We start from the raw sequence: 25,261 nt of genomic DNA on the forward strand, positions 1-25,261 counted from the left end.
CGAACAGGCCAAATTACGCATAAAAAACCCCTGCCGCGTTCAGCAGGGGAGGGACATTCAATTATGCATGCTGCGCCAGCTTTTTACGAGCGACTTCAGCAGCTGTGACCATGTTTTTCAAAGCAGCAATGGTTTCAGGCTCTTGTCTAGTTTTTAGACCACAATCCGGATTCACCCAGAAGCGATCTGTCGGACAAACGTTCAGCGCATCATCAATGATTTCGCTCATTTCTTCAACAGATGGAACGCGCGGGCTATGGATGTCATAAACGCCTAGTCCAAGTCCTTTCAAATACGGGTGTTTTTCTAAGTAATCGAGGAATCCGCCATGACTGCGTGAATGTTCAATTGTAATCACGTCAGCATCCAAGTCTTCGATTGTATCGACAATATCCTCGAAGTTACTGTAGCACATATGTGTATGAATTTGTGTTTCATTTTGAACGGATGATGTAGATAAACGGAATGACTCTGCTGCCCAGTTTAAATATTCTGCCCAATCACTTTCTTTGAGCGGAAGACCTTCTCTTAGCGCAGGCTCATCCACTTGGATCACTTGAATACCAGCTGCTTCTAAAGCTTCTACCTCTTTACGCAAAGCGAAAGCAATTTGGAAAGCAATGTCTTTGCGAGAGATATCCGTTCTTGGGAAAGACCAGTTTAAGATGGTAACAGGTCCTGTCAGCATGCCCTTGACTTTTTTCTCTGTTAAACTTTGTGCGTATACCGTCTCTTTCACTGTCATTGGCTCTGTAAACTCTACATCTCCATAAATGATTGGCGGCTTCACGCAGCGTGATCCATAGGATTGTACCCAAGCAAATTTTGTAAAGGCAAATCCGGCTAGCTTCTCACCGAAGTATTCAACCATGTCTGTACGTTCAAATTCCCCATGTACGAGCACATCCAGACCAATTTCTTCTTGAATATCAATCCATCGTTTTGTTTCTTTCTTAATAAACTCATCATACTCTGCATCTGTCCACTCATTTTTGCGCCACTTTTGACGAGCACTGCGCACTTCGGCAGACTGCGGGAAACTGCCAATTGTTGTTGTTGGAAGAAGCGGGAGCTCAAGAGATTCGTTTTGGATACGAAGGCGTTCTTCAAAGGCAGCTGGACGTTTAAAATCTTTCGATGAAAGATTGTTGCGTTCCGCTGTTAGATCCGCATTTGTTCCTTTTGCGAACTCTTTTAAGGTAAGAAGTGCTTGTGCTGCTTCGTTAATATCAGCATCAATGGCAGCTGCTCCTTTTGTTAAACCTTCTTTTAGTAATGTCAATTCAGCCAGCTTTTCAGTGGCATAAGACAGTCCGTTTAATAGTTTTTCTTCAAGCTGTTCGCTTGGGTGTTTGGCAACTGGCACATGCAGCAAGCTGCTTGATGGCTGCAGCCACACTTCTTTCGGCTGAACGTCAGCCATGACTTCAGAAATAAAGGATAATCTTTCGCCAAGGTCTGATCTCCAAATATTTCTTCCATCAATGACGCCTGCTGCTAAAATTTTATCTTTCGGGAAGCCGTGCTTTTTCACTTGATCAAGGTTGCGCCCTTGATCATGGACAAAATCAAGACCAATTGCTTCAACAGGATATGTGACAAGCTCTTCATACGCATCTACTGAATCAAAGTATGTTTGAAGAAGAATGTTCAAGCCAGGTACGGCTTCTTTGATCGTTTGATAAATTTCTTTTACGGATTTTACGTCTTCACTGGAAGCTGTGACAAGTGCAGGTTCATCAATTTGAACCCATTTGACGCCTGCTTCTTTAAGTTCTTTTAAAAGCTGAGTATAAAGCGGCACTAGACGCTGCTGGATTTCTTTCACTTCATTTGCTTCATAACCTTTAGAAAGTGAGACAAATGTATATAGACCAAGTACAACCGGTTTTGTTTCAACACCAAACGCCTTTTTCACCTTTTCGTAAGCTTCAAGCGGCTTGTTGTGTGTGAGTTTAAATTCTGTGCTTTTTTCGTATTCTGGAACGATGTAGTGATAGTTTGTATTAAACCATTTTGTCATTTCACTTGAGACGGCATCTTTTGTTCCTCTTGCCATCGCGAAGTATGTATCTAGCGGGTCTTTTAAGCTGCGGAAGCGCTCTGGAATCCAATTGAACATAACAGCGGTATCCAGCACGTGATCATAGAAGGTAAAGTCTCCAGAAGGAACAACATCAATTTGTTGATCGATTTGTGTTTTAATGGCAGTTAAAAATTGTTCATCCAGTGTGCTTAAGAGGGTTTCGCGGTCTGTTTGACCTTTCCAGTAAGACTCAAGTGCTTTTTTCCATTCTCTGTTTAAACCAATGCGCGGAAAGCCTAGATTACTTGTTTTAACAATTGTCAATTCCAATTCCTCCTCTAAATATAAAAAGACATTTACGCTCATGATCATGATTGATGAGGTAAATGTCTGGTTTAAAAGACAAAATGTGTGTGCGAAATAAGGCGTGAGTATCACTGACGCTTTTCCGACATCTCCTATCAACCGTAGGGGGTTTGATGTGATAGAGCGGCTGGTATCCTGGCTGGTGAATCTGCAAGCTTTTCATCCTTCCCATCCTAATGACAGTGGATTCCTGAGAAAAGCTCTCCTCACTCACAGTGGCGGGACCGCGCCGGATTTTCACCGGTCTTCCCAATTAAAATTCGACGTGTAATCGAATTACCGACTCTCAAACTATGAATTTATTGTGTTCGATTATATAACGTTCACTTCATTTCGTCAAAGTAAATTTTGAATAATTTTAATTAAAAAAATCCTGAGAAAATTCTATCTTTTCTCAGGACCTCTATTTAAGCTATAGAGATAAAAGATCTGCTTCTAATGTTTTTTCTAAAAGGACATCAGGCGCAGTTAAATATAAAAATCCATTCCCTACAAGGGCTTTCGACTGTTTTAATGGAAGGGTTCTTCTGACAAGCTGAGCATAAACCTCAGGCTCTGTCAGCTTGCGCTGGAACGCTTCTTCTTCGGCATTTTTAATAATGGCTAGTGCACCGCTTACGTGAGGGGCAGCCATTGAAGTCCCTGTGAGCCTGCCATATTTATGGTTAGGGAGAGTGGATAAAATGTCTTCTCCTGGAGCGACGAGGTCGATTTCTTTATTGGCGTTAGAAAATTCAGAGGATTCTCTAGCAAGGGAAACAGAACCGACGGCAATGACTTCATTGTATGCTGCTGGGTAGGAGAACTCTTCCGTACGCTCGTCCCCGTCCCCTTCATTTCCTGCTGCGCACACAACAAGCACACCGCTTTTTACCGCATTTTGAATGGCTTCCTGCAGGGCAGGCTCATTGCTTGGACCACCGAGAGACATAGAGATAATATCCACCTTCTGCTCTGCGGCATAGTTGATGCCATCAATGATCCACTCATATTTTCCGCTGCCATTTTCACCGCCAAGAACTTTCACGATGAGCAGCTTGGCTTCAGGGGCAACCCCTAAAATTCCGCCATTTTGATCGGTTGCGGCAATCGTTCCTGCTACATGGGTACCATGCCCATTATAGTCTTTTACATTTTCAGCATCTCCATCGTCATCATCGGTAAAGTTCTTCCCACCGATAATCTGATCTTTTAAGTCGGGATGCTCTGTGTCACAGCCTGTATCAAGGACAGCAATGGTTATGCCTTTTCCTTTGAAGCCACTTGACCAAAGTTCGGGTGCTTTAATCTCCTGAATACTTTCCGGCGTCTCTTTCGCTTCCATCACATTGGCTTTTACTTCATACGGAATTAAGCGAATTTCACCTTTCATAAGAAAGCCCTCCTTATTTTGTTTTCAAAGTAGATTCAGGCTGCATAATGTTATTGTATAAAAGAAACTTTTGATCGGAAAGGGTCAATTGTAATAATTTTTAAAATAATCAATCTATTATCAAAAGTGCAGTTCTCCTCACATATTGACGAAAGAGCTCACCTTTTGAAGAAAACTCTTGATATCATATGAAAAAGAAGGAAATGCTGCATAGTGAGGTTGCACCTGTACAGATGAAAATGGGTGAATAGAACTAAAAGAGGCAGACTAAAAAATAATGAGATGAAGTAACAAATTGAGAAGAAGGATCAAGTTAAATGTTTTTTCTCAAAAATAATTCCCTCCATAAAAAAATAGATGTGAAGATTGTGACTGTTCCAAATGAGAAAGGCAACATATAATAATGGAAAGACAAGCTTGCCTTTTAGATAGGAGAGATAGAGATGAACAAAGGGAAGATACTCGTAGTCGAAGATGAAAAGAAAATCGCAAGGGTACTGTCACTTGAACTTGAATATGAAGGATATGAGGTGACAGTCAAAGAGACAGGAATGGACGGGCTTCAGGCTCTTGAAGAAGACAGCTTCGATTTGGTGCTGCTTGACGTCATGCTTCCAGAGTTAAGCGGTCTTGAAGTGCTGAGAAGGGTTCGGAAAACAAATACAGCGACACCTATTATTTTGATTACAGCAAGGGGAAGTGTTCCTGATAAGGTAAGCGGGCTCGATCTTGGGGCGAATGATTATATAACAAAACCTTTTGACATAGAAGAATTATTAGCGCGAATTCGCGCACAGCTAAGGTTGAATATACATGCACAAGAAGAAAAGGAGACAGAGCTGAGCATAGCAGATTTAACGGTCAACGAGAAAACAAGAGAAATCCAAAGGGCTGGGCAAATGCTTGAACTCACACCGAGAGAATATGACCTGCTTGTCCACTTACTGAACCATCAGCAGCAAGTGCTCACAAGAGATCAGCTTTTAACAGCGGTTTGGGGTTTTGATTATTTCGGTGATACAAATGTGGTAGATGTCTATATCCGTTATTTAAGGAAAAAAATCGATTACCCATTCGAAAAACAGCTGATTCACACAGTGAGAGGTGTGGGTTATGTGATGAAAGGATAAAGAATGAGATTAAAAAATAAGATTCAGCTTTATACGTCGTTGTCTTTGTTTTTAATGGTGCTCTTGTTTCATACAGCCATTTATTTTATTTTTTCGATGACCTTGACGCAAAAAGATATGTCCCGCTTGTCTGAGGTGGCTGAAAATATTGCCATTGCTTTAAAAAAATCAGAGGAAGAGGGTCTTCCGTCCTCGGAGCTGCTGAAGGCGTACCTGCCTCAAAATGGTATGATCCGAGTCGTGACAGAAACGGGAGAGTCAAAACTGACTGTCACAAAGGAATCAACGTTTAGCTCACTGCCTTTTACATACGAATCTGGCCAGACAGCAGAAATCAAAGAATACAATAAGCATATGATTGCGTTCGCTGCTATTCCGGTCATTTGGACAAATGGTGAGATTATGTCGCTTCAAGTATATGAAGAAATCGAAAATACGGAAGAGAACTTAGCGTTATTAAAAATGATTTTAATCGCTACCGGCGTTTTGTTTATTGTGCTTTCCTATTTTGCAGGCCACGTTTTAACAAAGCAAATTGTCCGGCCGATTAGCAGAATGACGAATACCATGAAGGCAAGTATGAAAGAGAAGGCGTTTAAACGAATTGAATTAACAGGCGATTCAAAGGATGAACTATATCAAATGGGACAAACCTTTAATGAAATGTCCGAGATTCTCGAGAAGCATTATGAAAAAGAACAGCAATTTTTGCATGATGCCTCCCATGAATTGAAGACACCGATTACCGTCATTATGAGCTACAGCAATTTACTCAAACGCTGGGGGCAAACACGTCCAGAGGTTGTAGAAGAATCCTCCCAAGCGATTCATGATGAAGCGAAAAAAATGAAAAGACTGACAGATCAATTATTGACATTGGCGAAAAACGGCCAGCCGTTATACTTGGATATGAAGCCGGTTGATCTTGGTCATTTGTGCAAGCAGCTTTGTCATACACTTGAAGTGGCTACCAATCGAACGATTCAATCTCATGTGCAGACAGATCAGCCGCTGATCGCAGAAGGAGACGAAGAGAAAATCAAACAGCTTTTGACCATCTTAATTGATAATGCGGTCAAATATAGCAGAGAGCCAGTTGATGTGACCTGCGGATGGGCAGAAGACAAGCCATTTATTTCAGTGATTGATCAAGGAATTGGCATAAAAGAAGAGGATCTGCCGAAAATCTTTGACCGCTTTTTCCGTGTGGATGAAGCGAGAAACAGTGAGACGGGCGGAACCGGACTCGGTCTTTCAATTGCGAAGCAAATTGCAGAAGAACATGAGGCCGAGCTGAAGGTAGACAGCCGTATCGGCGAAGGGACAGCCATGACCATTCTTTTTCAGAAATAAATGGGTCTTTTCTCATCAATTTCTCATTTCCTCCTTATAAAATAGGAAATAGGAAGGAGGCGCTGCATGTCTAGAAAAACGAAAATGGTGCTTGCGCTCGCAGGATGTCTTGTGATTCTTGCGGCCTTTGCAATGCTCATGATCCAAACCATTGATCAAAAAATATTAAGTGAAGCAGAAATGAAAAAAATGATCGCAAAAGACTACAATGGAAACATTACACATATTGATTTAATCAATCATAAACAGGACTATACAATGACGCTGGAAAATGCAAATGGCATCTATCAAATCATTGCATCTTCTGCAAGCGGTCAAATGAAAGAAATTAGACAGTTAAAAAGCTATCAAAAGCCAAATGAAAAAAATGCTGAGCTCCAGGCAGAAGAGGCGGCTGTTAAAAAGGTGAGCGGAACTGTCATTCAAAAAAAAGAGACGTCAGATCGTTTCATTTTTACCATCCAATCAAAAAAAGAATTATATCAAGTCGAGGTCGACAAACAGTCATTTAAGGTGCTTGAAGCAGAAAAGAAAAAACCAATCTCTAAAGAAAAGAAGCTTACGAAAATCACTGTCGAGGAAGCCATCCAAATTGCCGTCAAAGAAGTTGGCGGAACAGTGGATGATGCTGATCTTGAAACATTCAGCGGTATGCTCGTATTTGAGGTGGAGCTGGATTTGCCTGACGGAAGAGAGGCGGAGGTGCTTGTGAACGCCTATACAGGGGATATTGAGGGCATTACGTACGAAAACTAATCCTTTTCTCATGATATTCTCATGTTTCTTTCCTTCCTTTATCATCTTGTTTTCTTAAGATAGAGAAGAAATCAAACAGAGGAGGAATTGAACATGATGAAAAAAGTACTAGTAGCTACAGCATTAACGGGAACTCTTGTCGCAGGTGGTTTCACACTTCAAGCGCAAAATACAAATCAAACAGCAAAAGCCGAGCAAGTTGTGCAAAAGAAATCGTCATTTGTTTCAAAGAAACAAGCTGAAAAAGCAGCCTTAAAAGTGGTGAAAGGCTATGTGGATGATGTGGATCTTGAGCGTAAAAAAGGAAAATGGGTGTATGAGGTCGAGATCAAAAAAGGCGGCTTTGAATATAAAGTATATGTCGATGCAAAAACTGGAAAAGCGATGAATGATCCAGTCAAAGAAAAGAAACAGAACGTGAAGATCACGAAAAAACAGGCTGAAAAAATGGCTCTTGCAAAAGTAAAAGGCACAGTCACTGATTCTGATCTAGATAAAGAAAATGGTGTGTACATTTACGAAATTGAAATCACAACACCAAGCGGCGAGGAAGTTGATTTTGAGATTTCCGCTAAAACAGGCAAAATCCTGAAGCAAGAATGGGATGATTAAGCTATGACCAAACCTTACACTTTCATGTGTAAGGTTTTCATCGTGTAGACAAACCCTCGCATTCTTTGTCAGTCCTGCGCTCCGGTGCTCACGAATGTCAAATTCGCTCCGCTCCGGTGCTCGCCCTTCCTAGACTGCAAAGGTTTTCTATCACGCTGAATAGAAGACAAAGGGCTAAATAAAGATCATTTTAGCCCTTTGTCAACAATCTGCAAACCTTACACTTTCATGTGTAAGGTTTTTTCATTGGGACAAACTACGGGAAAGGAGGCGAGAGAATATGAAGAAAAAAGAAGAAGAGCAAACAATGGATCACGCGGAATACGTTCCGCATCCTGATGGAGAAGGATATGCTTTGTTTTTGCATGATTCCTTTCATCTCCTCTCCCAAGAGGATATGAATCAGCCTGAAGAGGAATAAAAAGACATGAAAAGGGCGATGGCTGAGCTGTCTATCGCTCTTTTTTTGAAAAGTAAGCGAATACATAAGGATACTTGGCATCTTGCTTATTGACATCATTCCGCTTTTTCTGTAATCTCAGTGTGTTAACAATATGAGACTTCGTTAGGTGAGGCTCCTGTATGGAGATACGCTGCTGCCCAAAAATGTCCAAAGACGCCAATGGGTCAACAGAAATCATCGACATAAGGTGATTTTTAATGCAGCTGGATTTTATCCTATGCCATACAGTGCTAAAGCTCTACGATTGAAGGAGCAAGTGTTTATTTTGTCATGCTTACAAAGCGCCTTCATTCGGTTGAAGGTGCTTTTTTATGAGAAAAGGAGGTGTGGGGATGGATCATCCCGATTCGAGACACATAGAGAGTATGTCAAAAGATCAGATTGACGCATCAGACAGAGGAGATCCTGACCCCGCACATTCTAAGGGATTCGGGTATCTCCTGACTTTGGGGAGGTAACAGCGATGATACAGAACATTACGTACGATGAACTCATTTTAAGAATCATTATTTTATTAAGAGATGGCAAACGCAAAGAATTTAAAAACATTATGGAAGAACTTCAGCCATATGATATGGCCTATTTATTTAAAGAACTTCCAGAAAAACACCGCGGCCGTTTCCTCAGCTTTTTAACAATCGATGATGTGACGGAAATGATGGGTGAGCTTGAGCGCGAATACCAAGAAATTGTGCTTGAAAAAGTAGGAAAAGACAAAGCCACCTTCGTCACAAACAAAATGGATAACGATGACCTAGCCAACTTGTTTGATGAAATGGATGATGAGCTGAAAGATCAGCTTTTATCAAACATGGAGGCAGAGGAATCAAAGGCCGTCCAGCTTCTCATGAATTATCCTGCTGAGACAGCAGGCCGGATCATGACCAACCGGTACGTATGGATTCCTCAGCACTATACGGTTCAGGACGCAGTTGTAAAGCTGAAAAGCTTTGCTGAAATTGCAGAATCGATCAACTATTTATATGTCATTAATGATCAAAAGCAGCTTGTAGGGGTTCTGTCGTACCGGGATCTCATTTTAGGTGAACCAGATGAAAAAGTGCAGGATCTTATGTTTACAAGAGTCATTGCCGTTGGAGCTTTTCAGGATCAGGAGGAAATCGCAAAGCTGATTGAACGGTATGATTTTCTTGCCATTCCTGTTGTAGAAGAGAACAATGTCCTGGTCGGAATCGTCACAGTCGATGATATCATTGATGTCGTCATTCAAGAGGCAGGAGAAGACTATGAGAAGTTCGCTGCCTCTGGTAAAGATATTACGTTCGACACGCCCGCTTTTGTGGCAGCATACCGGCGTCTCCCGTGGCTCATTTTGCTCTTATTCATTGGGCTGATTTCAGGCAGTATTTTAAATTACTTTGAAGATACCCTTCAGCAAGTCGTCGCCTTAGCCTTCTTCATGCCGATGATTGCCGGAATGACAGGGAATACAGGCACACAGTCGCTTGCGGTCGTCATTAGAGGACTTTCAAAAGAAGAATTAACGAAAAAAACCATTATGCGCCTGATTTTTAGAGAGCTCCGAACAAGTATTTACATTGGGATTGTCTGTTCCATCATTATTACAGTCGTCGCAATGGTGTGGCAGGGTAATATGATTTTAGGATTTGTTGTTGGTTCGTCACTGCTTGCCACACTGATTATTGGAACGATGGCAGGTACGATCGTGCCTATTATTTTACACAGATTAAACGTGGACCCTGCGATTGCATCTGGGCCGCTGATTACAACATTGAACGATATTTTATCACTGCTCATCTATTTTGGTATTGCGACAGCTTTCCTTCATACACTCATGTAGCAAAAAGACTGTAAAACATGACGTTTTACAGTCTCAGCGCGCCGACAAACCCTTGCATTCGTTTTCAGTTCTTGCGTGCCGGTGCTCACGAATGTTCAATTCGCTCCGCTCCGGTACTCGTCCTTCCTAGACTTCAAAGGTTTTCAGATCGCGCTGAAAGGTAGACAAAGGACTAAAATAAACATCATTTTAGCCCCTTGTCCACAATCTAAGACTGTAAAACATGACGTTTTACAGTCTTTTTTTGTATAAAGATTGCATATAGCGCTTCCATCCTTTACATTTTAAGGAGAAGGTGGGAGAGAAACATGAAGAAATTCTTATTCGTTTTGATATGTATGTTTTTGCTGAGTGCATGTCAAAGGGAGGACGAGGGGAAAGACCGAAGGCTAGTGGCTGCAGAGCATATGCTTGAAGCCATCACCGAAGGAAATAAAAGAAAAATGGAAGACATCTACGTCGAAGGCGCAGTCCCGAGCCCAGACGACATTCTGAAGCTGAAAAAAGAATGGGGCATAGACACGCTTTCTTATGAGGATTTTCAATTGGAAGAAGCCAGCATTCATGTGTTCCACGCGAATTATGAAGATGCAAAAACCGGGAAGAAAAAGGCACTTGCCCTGCGGGTGAAAGAAGATCCTGAAAGAGGCGGCGTGCTGATTGACTTTGTAGGGGTTGTTGAAGGTACTGAAGCTTCCTCTAAATAAAAAGAATCGTTCAAAAGAGCGATTCTTTTTTTGTTTAACGATTTTTATACCGAAAGTGTGCGTTAATCTGGCCTTCCAGCATTTTTTTCTTAAATTGTCCGCTTTTTAGCGCTTGTTCTTTTTTCTTCATGTCTTTTAAAATTTCAGCTGTCTGCACACCGTCTTCCCGTTTATTGGCGATGTCCATCAAACGTTCAACATCTGCAAAAGAATATTTCCGTGTGCCTCTTGTTGAGCGCTGGGGGTAAATGAGTTTACGTTCCTCATAATATCGGATTTGCCTGACGGAAAGCCCTGTTAGCTCACTGACAATCCCGATTGAAATGACTTTTTTATCTTTATAAGATACATCTTCCTGCGTCATATACTCACCCCTGCAAGTCTTTTCTTCATATTATATAGAACGAGAAGGAAAAAAACCTATCGTTTGTTAGAAAATATAACACAAAAACGAAAAAAATGAAAAAACCATGGAAGGAAAGATAACAGGGAGTGTGCAATACATCTTACGGCGGCATATAATCATGGTGAGTTGACATAGGAGGAGGAGCATATGATGGAGCAAGCACAGATCATTCGTATGGCAAAAGAAATCATCGCATTAGATGTGAAGAGGGATGAATTGCTTGAGCAATTCATGCAGGCTGCAGGTCAGAATGCACATGCGCTTCTAAGAGCCATGCAAAATGATTTGTATAAGAAGTCTTCATAAGCACCCGATCCAAATCACTTGATAGGAGGGATAATCGGTGCGGCGTATATTAAAAGAAGCTTTAGCAAAGGAAAGACATTATTATACGAAGCAGCTATGTTCATTAGGAGTTTACAGCCCTGATGCGGCCAAGGACATGACGATTAGTGACTTAAAAAAAGAGTATCATTTCTTTTTCAACAAAACAGAGCGCTATTTGTAAAAATCCCTTGAAATGTGCGTATGTCACATAAAGGGTTCTTTTTTTGTGTTTAATATTATAGCAATATTGAATTTTGTAGAAATTTGGCGAATGAAGTGTAAGAAACCATAGATTCTTTACAGATTTTGTTAAAGTGTGTCGCATCTTGATGGTTTGCTGAAAAAGCTTTTTTTCGAGATGATTGTGAAAAATAAGAAGGATTTTAAAAGTTTATATCGAAACCTTATACATAACACGAATGGAGTCACTTATGTGGTTGAAAGGGTTTTCAAAAACGTACTTCTATTTTTTACGAAAGGCTCCAACTGCACCGCAAGACAGCCTTGAAGTTAAAAAAATATTATAAGAGGTAGATATGTGATGAGACTATCGTTTAATGAAGAAGAAGTAGAACGCTCAATGACGCTTTACAAGGTTTTTGCAAGAGCATTTAAAAGCGTTTCAGAACACAGTATTAGAGACAGCAAAGAGCATGGATTCAATCCAACTGAATTTGCCGTTCTTGAATTACTGTACACAAGAGGTGCTCAAAAGCTTCAGCAAATCGGCTCAAGACTCCTGCTTGTCAGCGGGAATGTGACGTACGTAATTGACAAATTAGAACGAAATGGTTTCATTGAAAGAGAACAGGACCCCAAGGATAAACGGTCTGTTTATGCCCATTTAACGGAAAAAGGGCGAAGCTATCTTGACAAGATTTATCCGATCCACTCTCTTCGGATTGCGCGTGCATTCTCTGGTCTGACGCGTGAAGAGCAAGAGCAATTGATTAGTCTATTGAAAAAAGCAGGTATTCACAGTCAGCATTTATTATTTAGATAAAACGAAAAGGTGCCAATGATGGCACCTTTTTTATGTGTCAAGCAGCGCCGGATAGGCGATGAATTTTTCAATATCGCTTGCTGGCAGCGGCTTGGCATAATAAAACCCTTGCAGGTCGTCACAGCCCTGGGCAGATAATAGCTGAGCCTGTGCAAATGTTTCAACACCTTCTGCTATCACTTCGAGAGATAATTGATGTCCCATCGCTATAATAGCCCCTGTAATCTGTTCAGACTTTGAATCACTTAAAATATCCTCTATAAAGGATTTATCAATTTTCAGTCGATGAATCGGTAAATCCTTTAAATAGCTTAATGAGCTGTGGCCTGTACCGAAATCATCAATACTAATGCGGACGCCAAGCTGTTTCAACGACGTTAACACCTGTTTTGATTGCTTGATATTGTCCATTGTCATACTTTCTGTGACTTCAAGCTCCAAGAGTGACGGTTTCAGATCGTATTTTTTCAGTGTCAGCTTGATCAAATCAATTAAGTCTTCAGAATTGAATTGTTTCGCAGATAAATTGACAGCCACAGGGATCTTTAGCCCATCGTTATACCACCTTTTTGCCTGCTTGCCAGCCGTATCAATGACCCATCTGCCAATATCGATGATCAGTCCTGATTCCTCTGCCAGCTCAATAAAAGCTTCAGGTGACTTTAAGGAACCATCTGGTGCCTTCATTCTTAAAAGGGCTTCAACCCCAGTCATTTTTCTTGTTTTGGCACTGACTTGCGGCTGGTAGTGAAGGACAAATTGTTCTCTTTGAATGGCATCCCTCAGCTCCAGCTCCCGGTTTAACCTGTCCTCACTCAATCTTTCCATGGATTCGGTAAAGAATTCATAACGGCTTTGCTTATGTTTTTTGGATAAATACATGGCCATATCGGCTTTTCTCATCAGTTCCATCCCGTTTTTTCCATTTTGCGGAGAGATAGCGATTCCAATGCTGATCGATGTAATGAGCTGATGGTTCTGGATGAAAAAAGGACGTTCAAATTGATGGATGATATTTTTAGAAAATTGTTCGATTTTATGTGTATCATGATCCATGTGGGGAAAGATCATTAAAAATTCATCACCGCCAAGTCTTGCGATAAAGCCATTGTCCGGTAAACATTGCGTTAGTCTGTTTGCGGCAGCTTTCAGCAGTAAGTCTCCTATGTTATGACCAAGTGCATCATTAATAATTTTAAAACGATTTAAGTCCAGAAACAGAACCGCTGTTGATGTTTTTGACTTTTCTTGAGCAGAGAGAACATCATTTAAATGATTGATGCCGTGGCGGCGGTTAGGAAGCTCTGTTAGTGCATCATAATGTGCCATCACATGAATTTCTTTTTCTGCAATCCGCTGCTGTGTTAAATCTTTTAAAACAAGATAAATGCTGTCGAGTGAATTGTTCACATGAACAGGTATGTAAGTGACATGATAATAATAAAAACGATCTGCTGCTTTCAGTTCTGCTTCGCGTGTGATGGCCTTTTTTGACTGAGAAATAAATTCTTCCCACAACTCAGTCGGCATCACATATTGGCTGACATCATCACCAATCTTAGAATTGCACAACTCTAAGATTTGTTTACCAGAGTCATTTGCAGAAAGAACCTTTCGATCGACAGATAACACGATAATGCCGTCTATATTATGTTTGATGAGCGATTGAAACCGCTGTTCATTTTCTTTCAGCTGATCTGACTGCGTCATGATCCGGTGATCAATATAGGCACCAAAGATCATCAGCGTTTGAACAATAAGTGTCATCAATCCGATGAAAATCGACAGACTGAATGGCGACATTTCAAGATAGCCGCCTGCAGCGGCCTGTCCATTTGAATGATAAAACATGGTAGAGGCAGCCATACCAGTATAATGCATGCCTGCTATAGCACCGCCCATCAACATTGAACCAAGGCTCTTTAAAAGATAATTCTTCCGTTTACTTTTCATGTGCTCAACACGAAAGAAGAGCTTCAATGAAAAGTAGGAGGCAATGGCAGCGATGAAAAATGAAAGAAAAAAGAGGACTGGATCATAGCTGATTGAGACATTGGCCATTGATTCCATTCCAAGATAATGCATGCTGCAAATAGCTGTACCTATAGTGATTGAACTAATGAGCAGCCTTCTTCTAGAGACCTGCTTTTGAATGCATATTGAAAAAGCAATCAAGGATCCGATAAATGAGGCCAAAATCGATAAAATCAGTAAGGACGTATCATATGTAATGCCAACACGCATTTGAAATGCCATCATGCCAATAAAATGCATCGACCATATCCCCATTCCCATGATCATTGCACCAATGAGCAGCCATACCTTTTTCTTTGCACCGCTTGACTGTGCTACCCTGCTGGCTATATGAAGAGCTGAGTAGGAGGCGACAGCGGCGACAGCGATTGACAGAAAGACAAGCCATCCATTGTAGCTTCCTGTTAAATGGGTCATGTAAGAAAACCTCCTGTATCTTAAAACAGACATATACTTAATATATCGGATCGAATGGCTTCTGTGTTCACCTTTCCTTCACTTAAATAAAACAATCAACGTTTTTTTCATCCTTCTTTTATAGTAAAATCAAATTTAATGTAAAAAAACGATGAAAAGTGAATCGTTTCTTCGGTTTTATTCGTTTAATATATGGTGTGATTCTAAAAGAGATAGAATCAGTCAAATGATTATGTGTGAAAGGGATTGATAAACATCGAAGATTTTATTATTTCATTAGCTGATGCCTTTAAGAACTTGTCATACTTTGGCATCTTCCTCGCATTATGCATTGAATTTGTACCTGCTGAAGTGGTTTTGCCTCTTGCGGGTTACTGGGTCTCAGAAGGGGACATGGCCTTTATCGGTGTTGTGGCGGCCGGCTCCATTGGCGGCGTGGCTGGCCCGTTGACCTTGTACTGGTTAGGACGTTACGGCGGCAGACCCTTTTTAAATAAATATGGAAAGTACTTTTTTATAAAACCTGAGTCACTTGATAAATCGGATGCTTTCTTTGAAAAGCATGGCGGATTGGTCGCATTCAGCGGCCGGTTTATACCAGGAGTCAGAACACTGATCTCCATCCCGTGCGGTATTGCTAAGATGAATGTGTGGGTCTTTTGCCTGTATACGTTTTTGGCGATTACACCAATTACGTTTGTGTATGTGTATCTTGGGTTTATGCTTGGGGAGAACTGGAAAGAGGTTGGCGCTATGTTAGATCCTTATCTTTTACCAATTGGAATCGGTGTTGTGTTATTGTTTGTTCTGTACCTATTTATAAAACGAAGAAAAAGAAAAACAGAAACGCCAACTGCCTAATCAATGGATCGAACAGAAAGTCACCTGTTGACAATTCAGTGTCTATTGATTAAGATATAAGTAATCTAAATATTCTAAATCCCGCCAAAGGGGAGTAGCGTCCGGTTTTTACCGGAAACAAAGTCGTCATTACATGGACAGATGTTCATCGGCTTTGTTGGCATGATTCTACATATCACATGTCTAGCAAGACCTTTGCCATTACAGGCAAAGGTCTTTTTTGCATTCATAAGCCTTTGTCTGTTGTGGGACAATAGATAAAAACAAGGAGGAATGATGATGGATGCAGCTATTATTTTAGAGTACGGGTGGGTTCTGCTCGTACTGATTGGATTAGAAGGGATTTTAGCAGCTGATAACGCGCTGGTCATGGCCGTGATGGTCAAACACCTTCCTGAAAAACAAAGAAAAAAGGCACTGTTTTACGGACTTGCAGGTGCGTTTGTCATGCGGTTTGGTTCTCTGTTTCTTATTTCGTTTTTAGTGGATGTGTGGCAAGTTCAAGCCATTGGTGCAATTTATCTTCTTTATATTTCCATTCACCATATTTTAAAATCGCACGTATTTAAGAAAAAGGAAACAGATACAAACATGAAACAAAGCGGTTTCTGGGCAACAGTCGTGAAAGTAGAGCTTGCCGACATTGCTTTTGCTGTAGATTCCATTTTAGCGGCAGTCGCTTTAGCTGTGACACTGCCAAAAACAAGTCTTCCGCAAATCGGCGGACTCGATGGCGGTCAATTTATTGTTATTCTTTTAGGCGGTATCATTGGTCTTGTTATTATGCGATTTGCAGCAACGGTCTTTGTGAAACTGCTCAAAACAAGACCGAGCCTAGAAACAGCAGCATTTGTCATTGTCGGATGGGTGGGTGTGAAGCTCACGCTTTATACACTGTCACATCCAGCTATTGGGGTCGTATCGTCTCATTTTATCCATTCAGCATTATGGAAAGTCATTTTCTGGACAGTGCTTCTCGCAATTGCAGCATTTGGCTGGTTTTTATCAAGTCCATCAAGAAAAGGCGGACAGGAAAACGAGGAGAAACAAGAGGCACGCCTGGGAGAGTAGGTTTTTTGAAAGAAATATCATTTCATTTTCATAACACGTATATTACAAATAAGGGGGAGATACCCCCTTATTTCTTTGCTTTTAGACGAAACATTGTAAAGTAGATGGTGACATACATGTCATAATTGAGTAACAGGAAATGAATTCCTCATTTCTTCCTTTGCGCTTCCCTCATAAATTAGCTATCATAAATGAGTAATATAGGGAGAACTGAGGTGAAACCATTGCTTAGCCTTTTGTTTAAAAAAGGAAAGAAAAAGCAAACATTAGAGCAGTCGGCTATCAGTATTCAACAAGGTGATATCGAACTGCAAAATGCATTAATAGAGCAATACAAACCATTTGTCGCTAAGACGGTTTCATCCGTTTGTAAACGATATATAGATGAAAAAGATGATGAATTCAGCATAGGCTTAATAGCCTTTAATGAAGCGATAGAAAAATACTCTGCCGAAAAAGGAAACTCACTGCTTGCTTTCGCAGAATTAATTATTAAAAGAAAAGTGATTGACTATATTCGAAAAGAAGCAAGAAATGCGCCAACGGTTCAAATGGACCTGCAAGAAAGTGAGAATGGCGAATACTCTCAAAGCATGATTGAAGCAGAGCTCTCTGCAAATGAATATAGGCGTTTAATTGAACAAGAACATAGAAGAGAAGAGATTGAACATTTTAAAGAACGATTGAAAGTTTACGGTCTCACGTTTCAAGAGCTGCTTGAGCATTCACCAAAGCATGCAGATGCCAGGCAAAATGCCATTAAAGTAGCCCATACACTCGTTGAACACGATGAGCTGAGAACCATTTTATTTCAGAAAAAACAATTGCCTGTCAAACAGCTGGAAAAGCTAGTGGAAGTCAGCCGCAAAACGATTGAGAGAAATAGAAAATATATCATTGCGATGGCGATCATTATGACAGGTGACTATGTGTATTTGAAAGATTACCTTAAAGGGGTGCTTAATTCATGAGAAGAGGCATTATAGTAGAGAAAAACAAAAAATATGTCACGCTGCTGACCCCTGATGGACAATTTCTGCGGACAAAATATGAAGAGCAAAACTATGAAATCGGCCAAGAAGTGACATTTCCGAATGAATCACGTCTCGAAAGAAAAAGAGCCGGTTTTTTTGACCTGCTTCGTTTACGTCCGTTAAATGCAGGAATCCTATCAATAGCAGCGATTATTGTCGTGATTTTTACTATGATGCCATCTTTCTCAAGTCAAAAAGCATATGCGTATATGACAATTGACATTAATCCAAGCTTTGAGCTGAAGCTTGATCACAATTATCAAGTGATCGGTGTCACACCGCTGAATAAAGATGCAAAGCAAGTACTGGCGAGTATGAAGGATTTAGAAAAAAACGACATGACCAAAGTCGTGCAGGAAATTATAGATGACTGTGACAAAAAAGGATATGTGAACAATTCTAAAAGTATTTATATTTCAACCGTTTATGAAAACAAGCAGGACAATACATATAAAACAAACGTAAAAAGCAAAATTAACACCATTTCTGGTGAATATCAAAAACGCAATTATAAGCTGGAAACTGTGGAAAGTGACCTGGAAACAAGAGAAAAAGCTCAAAAGGCAGGCATTTCAACAGGAACATATATTAGAAATCAAGAAATGCAAAATAAAGAACATGAAGACATCAAAAAGGATGAAGACGCAGCAGAGAACGATGCTGTGAAGGAAGAAGATCCTAAGAAACATGAAGAAGAACAAGCAGATAAAGACAATCAAGAAGACGTAAAGACAGACGATAGCGAAGAGATGCAGCCAGATCAAGAGGCTCCTGAAGCTGAGCACAAAGAGCAGAAGGAGGTAGAGAGGGAAGAGCAAGGATCTGTTCAAAAGCCTCAAAAACCTGATAATGAAAGCAAAGACAGCAACATAAAGGAAGAAAAGGATCATTCTTTCGATAAAGAGCAAAAAAAAAATCACTCAACTGATCCTGATGAAAGAAGACACTGGAACGGTACATCACGTGGTGATGCAGAAAAACACGCAAAAAAAAACGGCAGGGATCAGAACCATCCATCCGCTGAACAAAAAAGAGAACATGCAAAGCAAAAAGGGAAAGGTGCACCGTTTCCTTATCGCGAGAACCGGCATGAGCACACATATCAACAATAAAAAAACGCCAGAATAGCTCCGGCGTATTTCACCATGTCATGATTTAGATTGATTACCCATTTGTGATTGAGCCTGTTGAACGAGTCTTTTTGTGATTTCACCGCCAACAGAACCGTTTGCACGTGAAACTGTATCTGAACCGAGAGTGACGCCAAATTCTTGAGCGATCTCGTATTTAAATTGATCTAAAGCTTGTTCTACTCCAGGAACAAGAAGTTGATTTCGATTTGCCATGTTCGTATTCCTCCTTTCACCTCATGTTTGTTGCGCCTTCTTATTTTGAAAAAAAAGCCGTACAATTATGCTGGCAATTGCTGTACAAAAAACCGAGATGATGAAGGTCACCTCGGTTCTTATTTATCCCTTATTCAGCTGCAGCGTATTATACATCATTTCTTGAGCTGTACTTTGCAAATGAGAAGTAAATACAGAGAAGACGGTAGAACTGATAATCCCTTTAATCAAATTCCATTGGCTCTTCGTCAATTCTGTAAACTCGTCATGAAGCTTGTCTGTCTGCTCCTCGGTTATTTCTCGTAAATTTGTTTCCTTTAATGGAAATTGTGTATGGTGATAAATAAAATCAAGGACGTGCGCATATGCTTCATAAAAACGGATTGGACTAATAATATCATCTGTTCGATCTGTGATGGTGTTAAATAAGGCAGATAAGATCATACGTATGGTATCGAAGTCAAAAACTGATTTTAAATCCCTGACAATTAATAAAATAACGACCTGATCAATAGAGTACTTCTTGCCAAGCTCTGGATGGCCAATCATATCTTTAATATCACGTTTGATCCAATTTTGGATCGCCGTCGATTTAAGAGAAGTCAGCTCACACAAGTTGCCAAGCTCTACAATTTCATTTGTAGAAAGACCATGCTCTGATTTTTGCTTCCGCCGTTCAAGCTTCTCAAAAAAAGACGGGATCTTTAATTCATCATAGTCATGATCCTTGCCATTTTTTACAGATAGTTTCAAAAGCTGAAGCGGAGTCAGATCTCCCTCTCCTTTTAGAGAATACAGAAGTCTTGTCATGTCAATTCTCGTTAATTTAAAAGTAACCATGTTCCACCTCATTTGTACGTCAAAACGTGATTATTGATCTAATTCAACATCATAGTCTCTTTTTGATGAAAATGCAAAATAAACTCAAAATCAGACCTGTGCGTCACAATTTGTTCACTTTTCTGCTGGGGCAAATGTCGTAAATATTGATGTGACGGGGCTTTAGCCGTTATGATAAACAAAGAAAGTGATTCCTTTTTCCTTGCAATTTGAGACGTTTATTTTTATAATTTTATTAATAAGTTCATTTGAACTTAATATGACAGCGGAGGTTATGTATGGGTAAGAGAATATTTCTGTTTATATTAACGAACATTCTTGTTATCACTACGATTGGTATTGTACTGTCGGTTATTAGTGCAGCAACTGGTGTTGGTTCTTATATAGGAGCAGACGGAAGACTTAATATCCTTTATCTTCTTGTATTCAGTGCAGTTGTTGGTTTTGTTGGCTCGTTTATGTCACTTGCAATGTCTCGCTGGATGGCAAAAATGATGATGGGTGTACGCGTGTTAAATCCAGAAAAGGATTCATTAACATATGATGAGCAGCAGCTTGTTGACCGCGTGCACAGACTTTCAAGAGCAGCAGGCCTTTCTAAAATGCCTGAGGTTGGTATTTATCAATCATCTGAAGTAAATGCTTTTGCAACAGGTCCTTCTAAGAGAAGATCACTTGTTGCGGTATCAACTGGATTGCTTCAGGAAATGGATGATGCAGCAGTTGAAGGTGTAATCGCCCACGAAGTCGCTCACGTTGCAAATGGTGACATGGTGACCATGACGCTGCTTCAAGGAATTGTCAACACGTTTGTTGTGTTCCTTTCAAGAATTGCGGCATGGATCGCAAGCCGTTTTGTTTCACGCGAAGAGCTTGTGCCGATTGTTCATTTTATCGCTGTGATTGTTTTCCAAATCATTTTCTCTATCCTAGGAAGCCTTGTCGTGTTTGCATATTCTAGACACCGTGAATTCCATGCAGACCGCGGCGGAGCCGACCTTGCAGGTAAAGATAAAATGATTCATGCGCTTCGTTCACTTGAGGCGTACACGTCAAGAATCAAAGATGATGATCAAACAGCAGTCGCTACACTTAAAATCAGCGGTAAACGAAAAGCTTCTCTTTTCTCAACACACCCTGATTTAAACGAAAGAATCAGAAGACTAGAAGCAAAATAAGAAAGAGGAAAAAGACATTCTTTAACAGGATGTCTTTTCTTTTTGATGAAAAAGAAAATAAAGCATAAAATAGCTTTAAAATCATGTCTCTTTTCATTAAAATGATAAAGGTATTCGAAAAGATAGATAAAAGAAGGAATGACAATGAATCCTATAAAAAAGCTAATTGACCGGCTGTCAGCTTTTCAGTTGATTGCCCTTTATTATTTTCTTGCTGTGACCGTGTCGTTTATTCTTCTCAGCCTGCCAGTGGCTCATCAAGAGGGAGTCAAATGGACATTCATTGATGCCTTGTTTACAGCGGTGAGTGCTGTAAGTGTTACAGGACTGACTGTTGTCGACACCTCACAAACATTTAGTGTGGCAGGGATGTGGATCCTTGCATTTGTTCTGCAAATCGGAGGCATCGGCATTATGACGCTTGGTACTTTCGTATGGCTAGTTATGCGAAAAAGAATTGGAATTAAAGAAAGAAAGCTTATCATGGCAGATCAAAACCAAAGCAATTTATCTGGAATTGTGAAACTAATGAAGCAGGTCTTATATTTAATTTTGCTGATTGAGTTTGTCGGCGGGCTGATTTTGAGCATGTATTTTCTCAAGTATTACGATGTGCAAGGCGCTTTCTTACATGGCTTCTTCTCAAGTATTAGTGCGACAACCAATGGGGGCTTCGATATTACAGGGAGTTCTCTTATTCCTTACAAAGATGATTATTTCGTCCAGTTTATTACGATGCTGCTGATTATTTTTGGAGCGATTGGTTTTCCTGTGCTCGTGGAAGTGAAGGATTATTTGTTCAATCAGGACCGAAAGCACGCATCATTCTCATTGTTTACAAAAATCACAACGCTCACGTTCGGCGGCCTTGTGGTTGTTGGAGCGATTGGAATATATGCACTTGAAGCCGGGTTTAGCTTTGTAGGGAAAAGCTGGCACGAAATCTTGTTCTATTCTTTGTTTCAATCGACTGCAACAAGAAGCGGGGGGCTGACAACGCTAGATATTACGCAGCTGACGGAACCGACGCTTTTATTTTTATGTATGCTCATGTTTATCGGGGCTTCCCCAAGCTCTGTGGGGGGCGGCATTCGGACAACTACGTTTGCTCTTAATTTACTTGCCTTGTTTCATTTTGCTAGGGGAAATAAGTCCATTAAAATCTTCAAGAGAGAGCTTCATCAAGCGGATATTAATAAATCCCTTATGGTAACCATGATGGCCTTTATTTTGGTCTTTGGCGCTACGTTCCTGTTATCCTTAACAGAGCATAATACACTTCTTGAAAATTTATTTGAAGTCTGCTCTGCTTTCGGAACAACGGGGCTGTCGCTTGGGATCACCTCAGATCTCACTGTGTTTGGTAAATGTATCATCATGGTTGTCATGTTTATTGGCCGGATCGGTATTCCAAGCTTTTTATATTTAATAGGCCGAAGAGAAAGCGAAGCAAATTATCATTATCCGAAAGAGCGCGTCATTATTGGCTAAACAGCATTCAATTTGAATGCTGTCAGCGTGTAGACAAACCCTCGCATTCGCCCGCAGTTCTGCGCTCTGGTACTCACGAATGTCAAATTCGCTCCGTTCCGGTGCTCGTCCTTCCTAGACTTCAAAGGTTTTCTATCACGCTGAAATGAAAACAAAGGGCCAAAATGATCTTCATTTTGGCCCTTTGTCAACATCTTACAGCATTCAATTCGAATGCTGTTTTTTTATTTCCATTATCTAACTGGCTAAATCACATGGGATGTTCGCAATCTATAGGTAAGAGGTGAACGAGACGTGCTGGATGTGTTATGGAAAGCAATTGTCATGCTGCTAGTTGGTACCTTGCTGCTGAGAATAGCAGGGCCTAAATCGATTAGTCAATTAACTGTACAACAAACAGTCATCATGATTTCAATCGGATCGATTATTATCCAACCCTTTATTGAGCATAATTTACTTGAAACCATTTATGCAGCTACCATCTTTATTGTGGCACTTGTCATTATGGAAAAGCTGTCAATTCAATCGGATTTTTTTGAAAAATTGCTTTCAGGCAAATCGGTCGTGATTTTACAGGATGGCCAAATGCTTGATCATAAGCTGAAGAAAACAAGGCTCACAAGGGACGAATTTAAAATGCGTTTAAAGCAGCAAGGCATCACTGACATCAGCTGTCTCAAAAAAGCCACGCTAGAAGCCAATGGGCAAATTGGCTATGAGTTAAAACCTGAGGAAAAGCCAGTGACGGTCAAGCAAATGAAAGAACTCCTTGACCAATTAAGAGAAGAACTAAACCTGTCAAAAAAGGACTGAATTCAGATGAAAAGAAAAGCAGCGAAAAATGAAGCACTAACAAATAATATGACGCCGACAGAAAGTATGGCACATGATCAAGGACAAACTCAATTTGACGAACAATCAAGAGATCGTCAGGCAAACCGAAATTCTCATAAAGGGAAACAAGGGGGAGCATCTCGTGACTAAGAAGCATACGAAGAGCAAAGAGATGAAGGACCATAAAAAGCCAATGGACCCAGATATTTTAGAAGAGGAATTTGGCAGTGAGCTTGGAGATATTAACAGCAGCAAATGGATTGATACGTTGGTAAAGCCAAAGAAAGATGATGCATGTCAGCAGAATAAGAAATAGAAAAAACGATCCATGAAGGATCGTTTTCAGCGTGTAGACAAACCCTCGCATTCGCCCGCAGTTCTGCGCTCCGGTGCTCACGAATGTCAAATTCGCTCCGCTCCGGTACTCGCCCTTCCTAGACTGCAATGGTTTTCTATCACGCTGAAATGAAGACAAAGGGCTAAAATAAAGATCATTTTAGCCCTTTGTCAACAATCTGAAACGATCCATGAAGGATCGTTTTTTATTTGATATAACTGCCTTGCCTGCCGGTGATCGTTCGCATGAGATTGGTCATTTTGAGCTCGATCACTGGCTGTGCAACGGTTTTGACAAAAGTGCTAGACAGGGTAAAGGTTAACAGAATGGTCAGCAGCAATAAAATGAGTACACTTGCTGCATTTAGCGCCCAGTCATCAAACCAAGTGGTTCTTAGCAGCTTGATCACAAAGCCGTGTAATAAATAAACATATAACGTTCTTGTTCCCCATTTTGTAAAGAAGAAACGGCGTGTTGGAACTAATGCAAAGAAGCTGAAAGTAGCGCCAAATGCAAGCAAATACCATGCCATTCGTTTCATCGCCGCAATCATTCCTTCATCCCCAAGAGAAGCATACGACTTTGAGCCAAATAAGAAGGAATAATCAAATTCATAGAAGTAGCAAAACAGGAACACAGCCATTAATACAAAAAGTGCTGCCAGCTTTCCTTTGCTTGTACGGATGAATTCAAAATGCTGCTTTTTTAAATAGAATCCAGCTAAAAACATAGGCAAAAAGACAAACGTACGTGATAAGCTGAGTGTATCGCTGATGCTGTCCACATAACCGACGAGTAAAGCAATCGATAAACTGACGATCATCGCCCAGTGAAACGGCAGTTTTGAAAAAGGAATGAGCAGCAAATTCCAAAAGAATAAACTAATTAAAAACCATAAGGACCATTGTGGATCAATTGGATTTAAATTGGCCATGCTTTGATCCTGCAAGAGATAATAGTAAACCGAATAGATCACCTGAAAGATTAAATATGGGATGATCAGCTTAACGGCGACTTTTTTCATAAAGCCCGGTTTTCTAAACCCTTTTGCAAAAAAGCCAGAAACTAAAATAAAGGCGGGCATGTGAAAGGTATAAATAAACTTGTATAAATAGAGCATCCAGTCATTATCATGAATGAATGATCGTAACAAATGACCAAAAACAACTAGAAAAATCAGAAGGAATTTCGCATTATCAAAATAACTATCTCGTGAAGATGCCATAACATCACCTTTCCTGCTCGATTTCAAACATAAATATTCTAAGTGCACTGTTCCCTTATTTGCCTCATTCTAAAATACATTTTCGCTCAATTCGCTATTTGATGTGAAATTGTAGAATGGTTGTAAAAGAAGCGTAAGAAAAGTGAACCGTTATACAATCCTGTCATCCAAATGAAATAAATGAGACAGTCTTCGTGTAAAAAGTTATCTTTTTTTATGAGTCGAATGAAGGAACAATGAAAATATTGTA

The 25,261-nt window shown here is 40.3% G+C and carries 25 protein-coding genes, 1 pseudogene and 3 riboswitches; of the genes and pseudogenes, 19 read left to right on the forward strand and 7 right to left on the reverse strand.

Annotated elements, in window-relative coordinates; all coding sequences use genetic code 11:
- Positions 1 to 61: 61 nt before the first annotated feature.
- Both metE and NSU13_RS06330 read right to left on the reverse strand, forming a co-directional pair.
- Positions 62 to 2,350 carry a 5-methyltetrahydropteroyltriglutamate--homocysteine S-methyltransferase gene (gene metE, locus NSU13_RS06325; protein WP_034281511.1) on the reverse strand — a complete coding sequence of 763 codons (2,289 nt, stop codon included), beginning with the start codon at positions 2,348 to 2,350 and terminating at the stop codon, positions 62 to 64.
- Between the two features lie 149 nt (positions 2,351 to 2,499).
- Positions 2,500 to 2,691: riboswitch (cobalamin riboswitch) on the reverse strand.
- 113 nt (positions 2,692 to 2,804) lie between these two features.
- Positions 2,805 to 3,764, reverse strand: coding sequence for a S8 family peptidase (locus NSU13_RS06330; protein WP_024424648.1), 960 nt, complete (start codon positions 3,762 to 3,764; stop codon positions 2,805 to 2,807).
- A gap of 443 nt (positions 3,765 to 4,207) precedes the next feature.
- On the opposite strand from NSU13_RS06330, the gene NSU13_RS06335 reads away from it, so the two are divergent.
- From NSU13_RS06335 to NSU13_RS06365, 7 genes are all read left to right on the forward strand, one after another.
- A complete protein-coding gene (locus NSU13_RS06335) occupies positions 4,208 to 4,894 on the forward strand; it encodes a response regulator transcription factor (RefSeq protein WP_034281512.1) in 687 nt (228 codons plus the stop codon).
- Between the two features lie 3 nt (positions 4,895 to 4,897).
- Positions 4,898 to 6,247, forward strand: coding sequence for an ATP-binding protein (locus NSU13_RS06340; protein WP_034281513.1), 1,350 nt, complete (start codon positions 4,898 to 4,900; stop codon positions 6,245 to 6,247).
- Positions 6,248 to 6,313: 66 nt separating this feature from the next.
- Positions 6,314 to 7,003, forward strand: coding sequence for a PepSY domain-containing protein (locus NSU13_RS06345; RefSeq protein WP_342489943.1), 690 nt, complete (start codon positions 6,314 to 6,316; stop codon positions 7,001 to 7,003).
- A gap of 93 nt (positions 7,004 to 7,096) precedes the next feature.
- A complete protein-coding gene (locus tag NSU13_RS06350) occupies positions 7,097 to 7,615 on the forward strand; it encodes a PepSY domain-containing protein (protein ID WP_065214285.1) in 519 nt (172 codons plus the stop codon).
- 280 nt (positions 7,616 to 7,895) lie between these two features.
- Positions 7,896 to 8,036, forward strand: a complete 141-nt coding sequence (locus NSU13_RS06355; RefSeq protein ID WP_003212346.1) for a hypothetical protein — start codon at positions 7,896 to 7,898, stop codon at positions 8,034 to 8,036.
- 133 nt (positions 8,037 to 8,169) lie between these two features.
- Positions 8,170 to 8,334: riboswitch (M-box (ykoK) riboswitch) on the forward strand.
- Between the two features lie 207 nt (positions 8,335 to 8,541).
- Positions 8,542 to 9,900: a magnesium transporter gene (gene mgtE, locus NSU13_RS06360; RefSeq protein WP_024424654.1), complete on the forward strand. Its 1,359-nt coding sequence runs from the start codon at positions 8,542 to 8,544 to the stop codon at positions 9,898 to 9,900.
- A gap of 308 nt (positions 9,901 to 10,208) precedes the next feature.
- Positions 10,209 to 10,607 carry a membrane lipoprotein lipid attachment site-containing protein gene (locus NSU13_RS06365; RefSeq protein ID WP_034281516.1) on the forward strand — a complete coding sequence of 133 codons (399 nt, stop codon included), beginning with the start codon at positions 10,209 to 10,211 and terminating at the stop codon, positions 10,605 to 10,607.
- A 34-nt stretch (positions 10,608 to 10,641) separates the two neighbouring features.
- On the opposite strand, the gene NSU13_RS06370 is transcribed toward NSU13_RS06365, so the two are convergent.
- Positions 10,642 to 10,971 carry a MerR family transcriptional regulator gene (locus tag NSU13_RS06370; RefSeq protein ID WP_024424656.1) on the reverse strand — a complete coding sequence of 110 codons (330 nt, stop codon included), beginning with the start codon at positions 10,969 to 10,971 and terminating at the stop codon, positions 10,642 to 10,644.
- Between the two features lie 192 nt (positions 10,972 to 11,163).
- Here NSU13_RS06370 and NSU13_RS06375 point away from each other — a divergent pair, with 192 nt between their 5' ends.
- From NSU13_RS06375 to NSU13_RS06385, 3 genes are all read left to right on the forward strand, one after another.
- Positions 11,164 to 11,319: a hypothetical protein gene (locus tag NSU13_RS06375; protein WP_087975683.1), complete on the forward strand. Its 156-nt coding sequence runs from the start codon at positions 11,164 to 11,166 to the stop codon at positions 11,317 to 11,319.
- A gap of 37 nt (positions 11,320 to 11,356) precedes the next feature.
- Positions 11,357 to 11,521: a stress protein gene (locus NSU13_RS06380; protein ID WP_034281517.1), complete on the forward strand. Its 165-nt coding sequence runs from the start codon at positions 11,357 to 11,359 to the stop codon at positions 11,519 to 11,521.
- 357 nt (positions 11,522 to 11,878) lie between these two features.
- Positions 11,879 to 12,343, forward strand: a complete 465-nt coding sequence (locus tag NSU13_RS06385) for a MarR family transcriptional regulator (RefSeq protein ID WP_087975546.1) — start codon at positions 11,879 to 11,881, stop codon at positions 12,341 to 12,343.
- 30 nt (positions 12,344 to 12,373) lie between these two features.
- Here the strand turns inward: NSU13_RS06385 and NSU13_RS06390 are convergent, their stop codons facing one another.
- Complete coding sequence (locus NSU13_RS06390; RefSeq protein ID WP_041116424.1) at positions 12,374 to 14,794, reverse strand: EAL domain-containing protein; 2,421 nt, start codon at positions 14,792 to 14,794, stop codon at positions 12,374 to 12,376.
- Between the two features lie 246 nt (positions 14,795 to 15,040).
- On the opposite strand from NSU13_RS06390, the gene NSU13_RS06395 reads away from it, so the two are divergent.
- The 4 genes and pseudogenes from NSU13_RS06395 to NSU13_RS06410 all read left to right on the forward strand — a co-directional run bounded on the left by NSU13_RS06395 (position 15,041) and on the right by NSU13_RS06410 (position 18,872).
- Entirely contained in the window at positions 15,041 to 15,655 is a 615-nt protein-coding gene (locus NSU13_RS06395) for a DedA family protein (RefSeq protein WP_034281519.1), read from the forward strand.
- 77 nt (positions 15,656 to 15,732) lie between these two features.
- Positions 15,733 to 15,839, forward strand: a riboswitch (yybP-ykoY riboswitch).
- Positions 15,835 to 16,726, forward strand: a pseudogene (locus tag NSU13_RS06400) (TerC family protein). (Overlaps the previous riboswitch by 5 nt.)
- Positions 16,727 to 16,941: 215 nt before the next feature.
- Complete coding sequence (sigI, locus tag NSU13_RS06405) at positions 16,942 to 17,697, forward strand: RNA polymerase sigma factor SigI (RefSeq protein ID WP_003210952.1); 756 nt, start codon at positions 16,942 to 16,944, stop codon at positions 17,695 to 17,697.
- A complete protein-coding gene (locus tag NSU13_RS06410; protein ID WP_342489944.1) occupies positions 17,694 to 18,872 on the forward strand; it encodes an anti-sigma factor domain-containing protein in 1,179 nt (392 codons plus the stop codon). The genes sigI and NSU13_RS06410 overlap by 4 nt, the downstream gene beginning before the upstream one ends.
- 36 nt (positions 18,873 to 18,908) lie before the next feature.
- Here the strand turns inward: NSU13_RS06410 and NSU13_RS06415 are convergent, their stop codons facing one another.
- Positions 18,909 to 19,106 carry an alpha/beta-type small acid-soluble spore protein gene (locus NSU13_RS06415; protein ID WP_034281522.1) on the reverse strand — a complete coding sequence of 66 codons (198 nt, stop codon included), beginning with the start codon at positions 19,104 to 19,106 and terminating at the stop codon, positions 18,909 to 18,911.
- Between the two features lie 123 nt (positions 19,107 to 19,229).
- Positions 19,230 to 19,946, reverse strand: coding sequence for a DUF1836 domain-containing protein (locus NSU13_RS06420; RefSeq protein WP_025092320.1), 717 nt, complete (start codon positions 19,944 to 19,946; stop codon positions 19,230 to 19,232).
- A gap of 278 nt (positions 19,947 to 20,224) precedes the next feature.
- On the opposite strand from NSU13_RS06420, the gene htpX reads away from it, so the two are divergent.
- The 5 genes from htpX (at position 20,225) to NSU13_RS06445 (ending at position 23,765) form a co-directional block, all read left to right on the forward strand.
- Complete coding sequence (gene htpX / locus NSU13_RS06425) at positions 20,225 to 21,124, forward strand: protease HtpX (RefSeq protein ID WP_041116432.1); 900 nt, start codon at positions 20,225 to 20,227, stop codon at positions 21,122 to 21,124.
- A gap of 144 nt (positions 21,125 to 21,268) precedes the next feature.
- A complete protein-coding gene (locus tag NSU13_RS06430; protein WP_080701186.1) occupies positions 21,269 to 22,615 on the forward strand; it encodes a TrkH family potassium uptake protein in 1,347 nt (448 codons plus the stop codon).
- A 294-nt stretch (positions 22,616 to 22,909) separates the two neighbouring features.
- The gene (locus NSU13_RS06435) at positions 22,910 to 23,428 is read left to right on the forward strand and encodes a YetF domain-containing protein (protein WP_046310749.1); all 519 of its coding nucleotides are present in this window, start codon (positions 22,910 to 22,912) and stop codon (positions 23,426 to 23,428) included.
- A 6-nt stretch (positions 23,429 to 23,434) separates the two neighbouring features.
- Complete coding sequence (locus NSU13_RS06440) at positions 23,435 to 23,599, forward strand: hypothetical protein (protein ID WP_087975542.1); 165 nt, start codon at positions 23,435 to 23,437, stop codon at positions 23,597 to 23,599.
- Positions 23,592 to 23,765 carry a hypothetical protein gene (locus tag NSU13_RS06445; protein ID WP_342489945.1) on the forward strand — a complete coding sequence of 58 codons (174 nt, stop codon included), beginning with the start codon at positions 23,592 to 23,594 and terminating at the stop codon, positions 23,763 to 23,765. The genes NSU13_RS06440 and NSU13_RS06445 overlap by 8 nt, the downstream gene beginning before the upstream one ends.
- A gap of 226 nt (positions 23,766 to 23,991) precedes the next feature.
- Here the strand turns inward: NSU13_RS06445 and NSU13_RS06450 are convergent, their stop codons facing one another.
- Entirely contained in the window at positions 23,992 to 25,011 is a 1,020-nt protein-coding gene (locus NSU13_RS06450) for an acyltransferase family protein (RefSeq protein ID WP_041116436.1), read from the reverse strand.
- Positions 25,012 to 25,261: the final 250 nt, after the last annotated feature.

The organism is Bacillus sp. FSL M8-0049, from assembly GCF_038593355.1.
Lineage (GTDB): Bacteria > Bacillota > Bacilli > Bacillales > Bacillaceae > Bacillus > Bacillus safensis.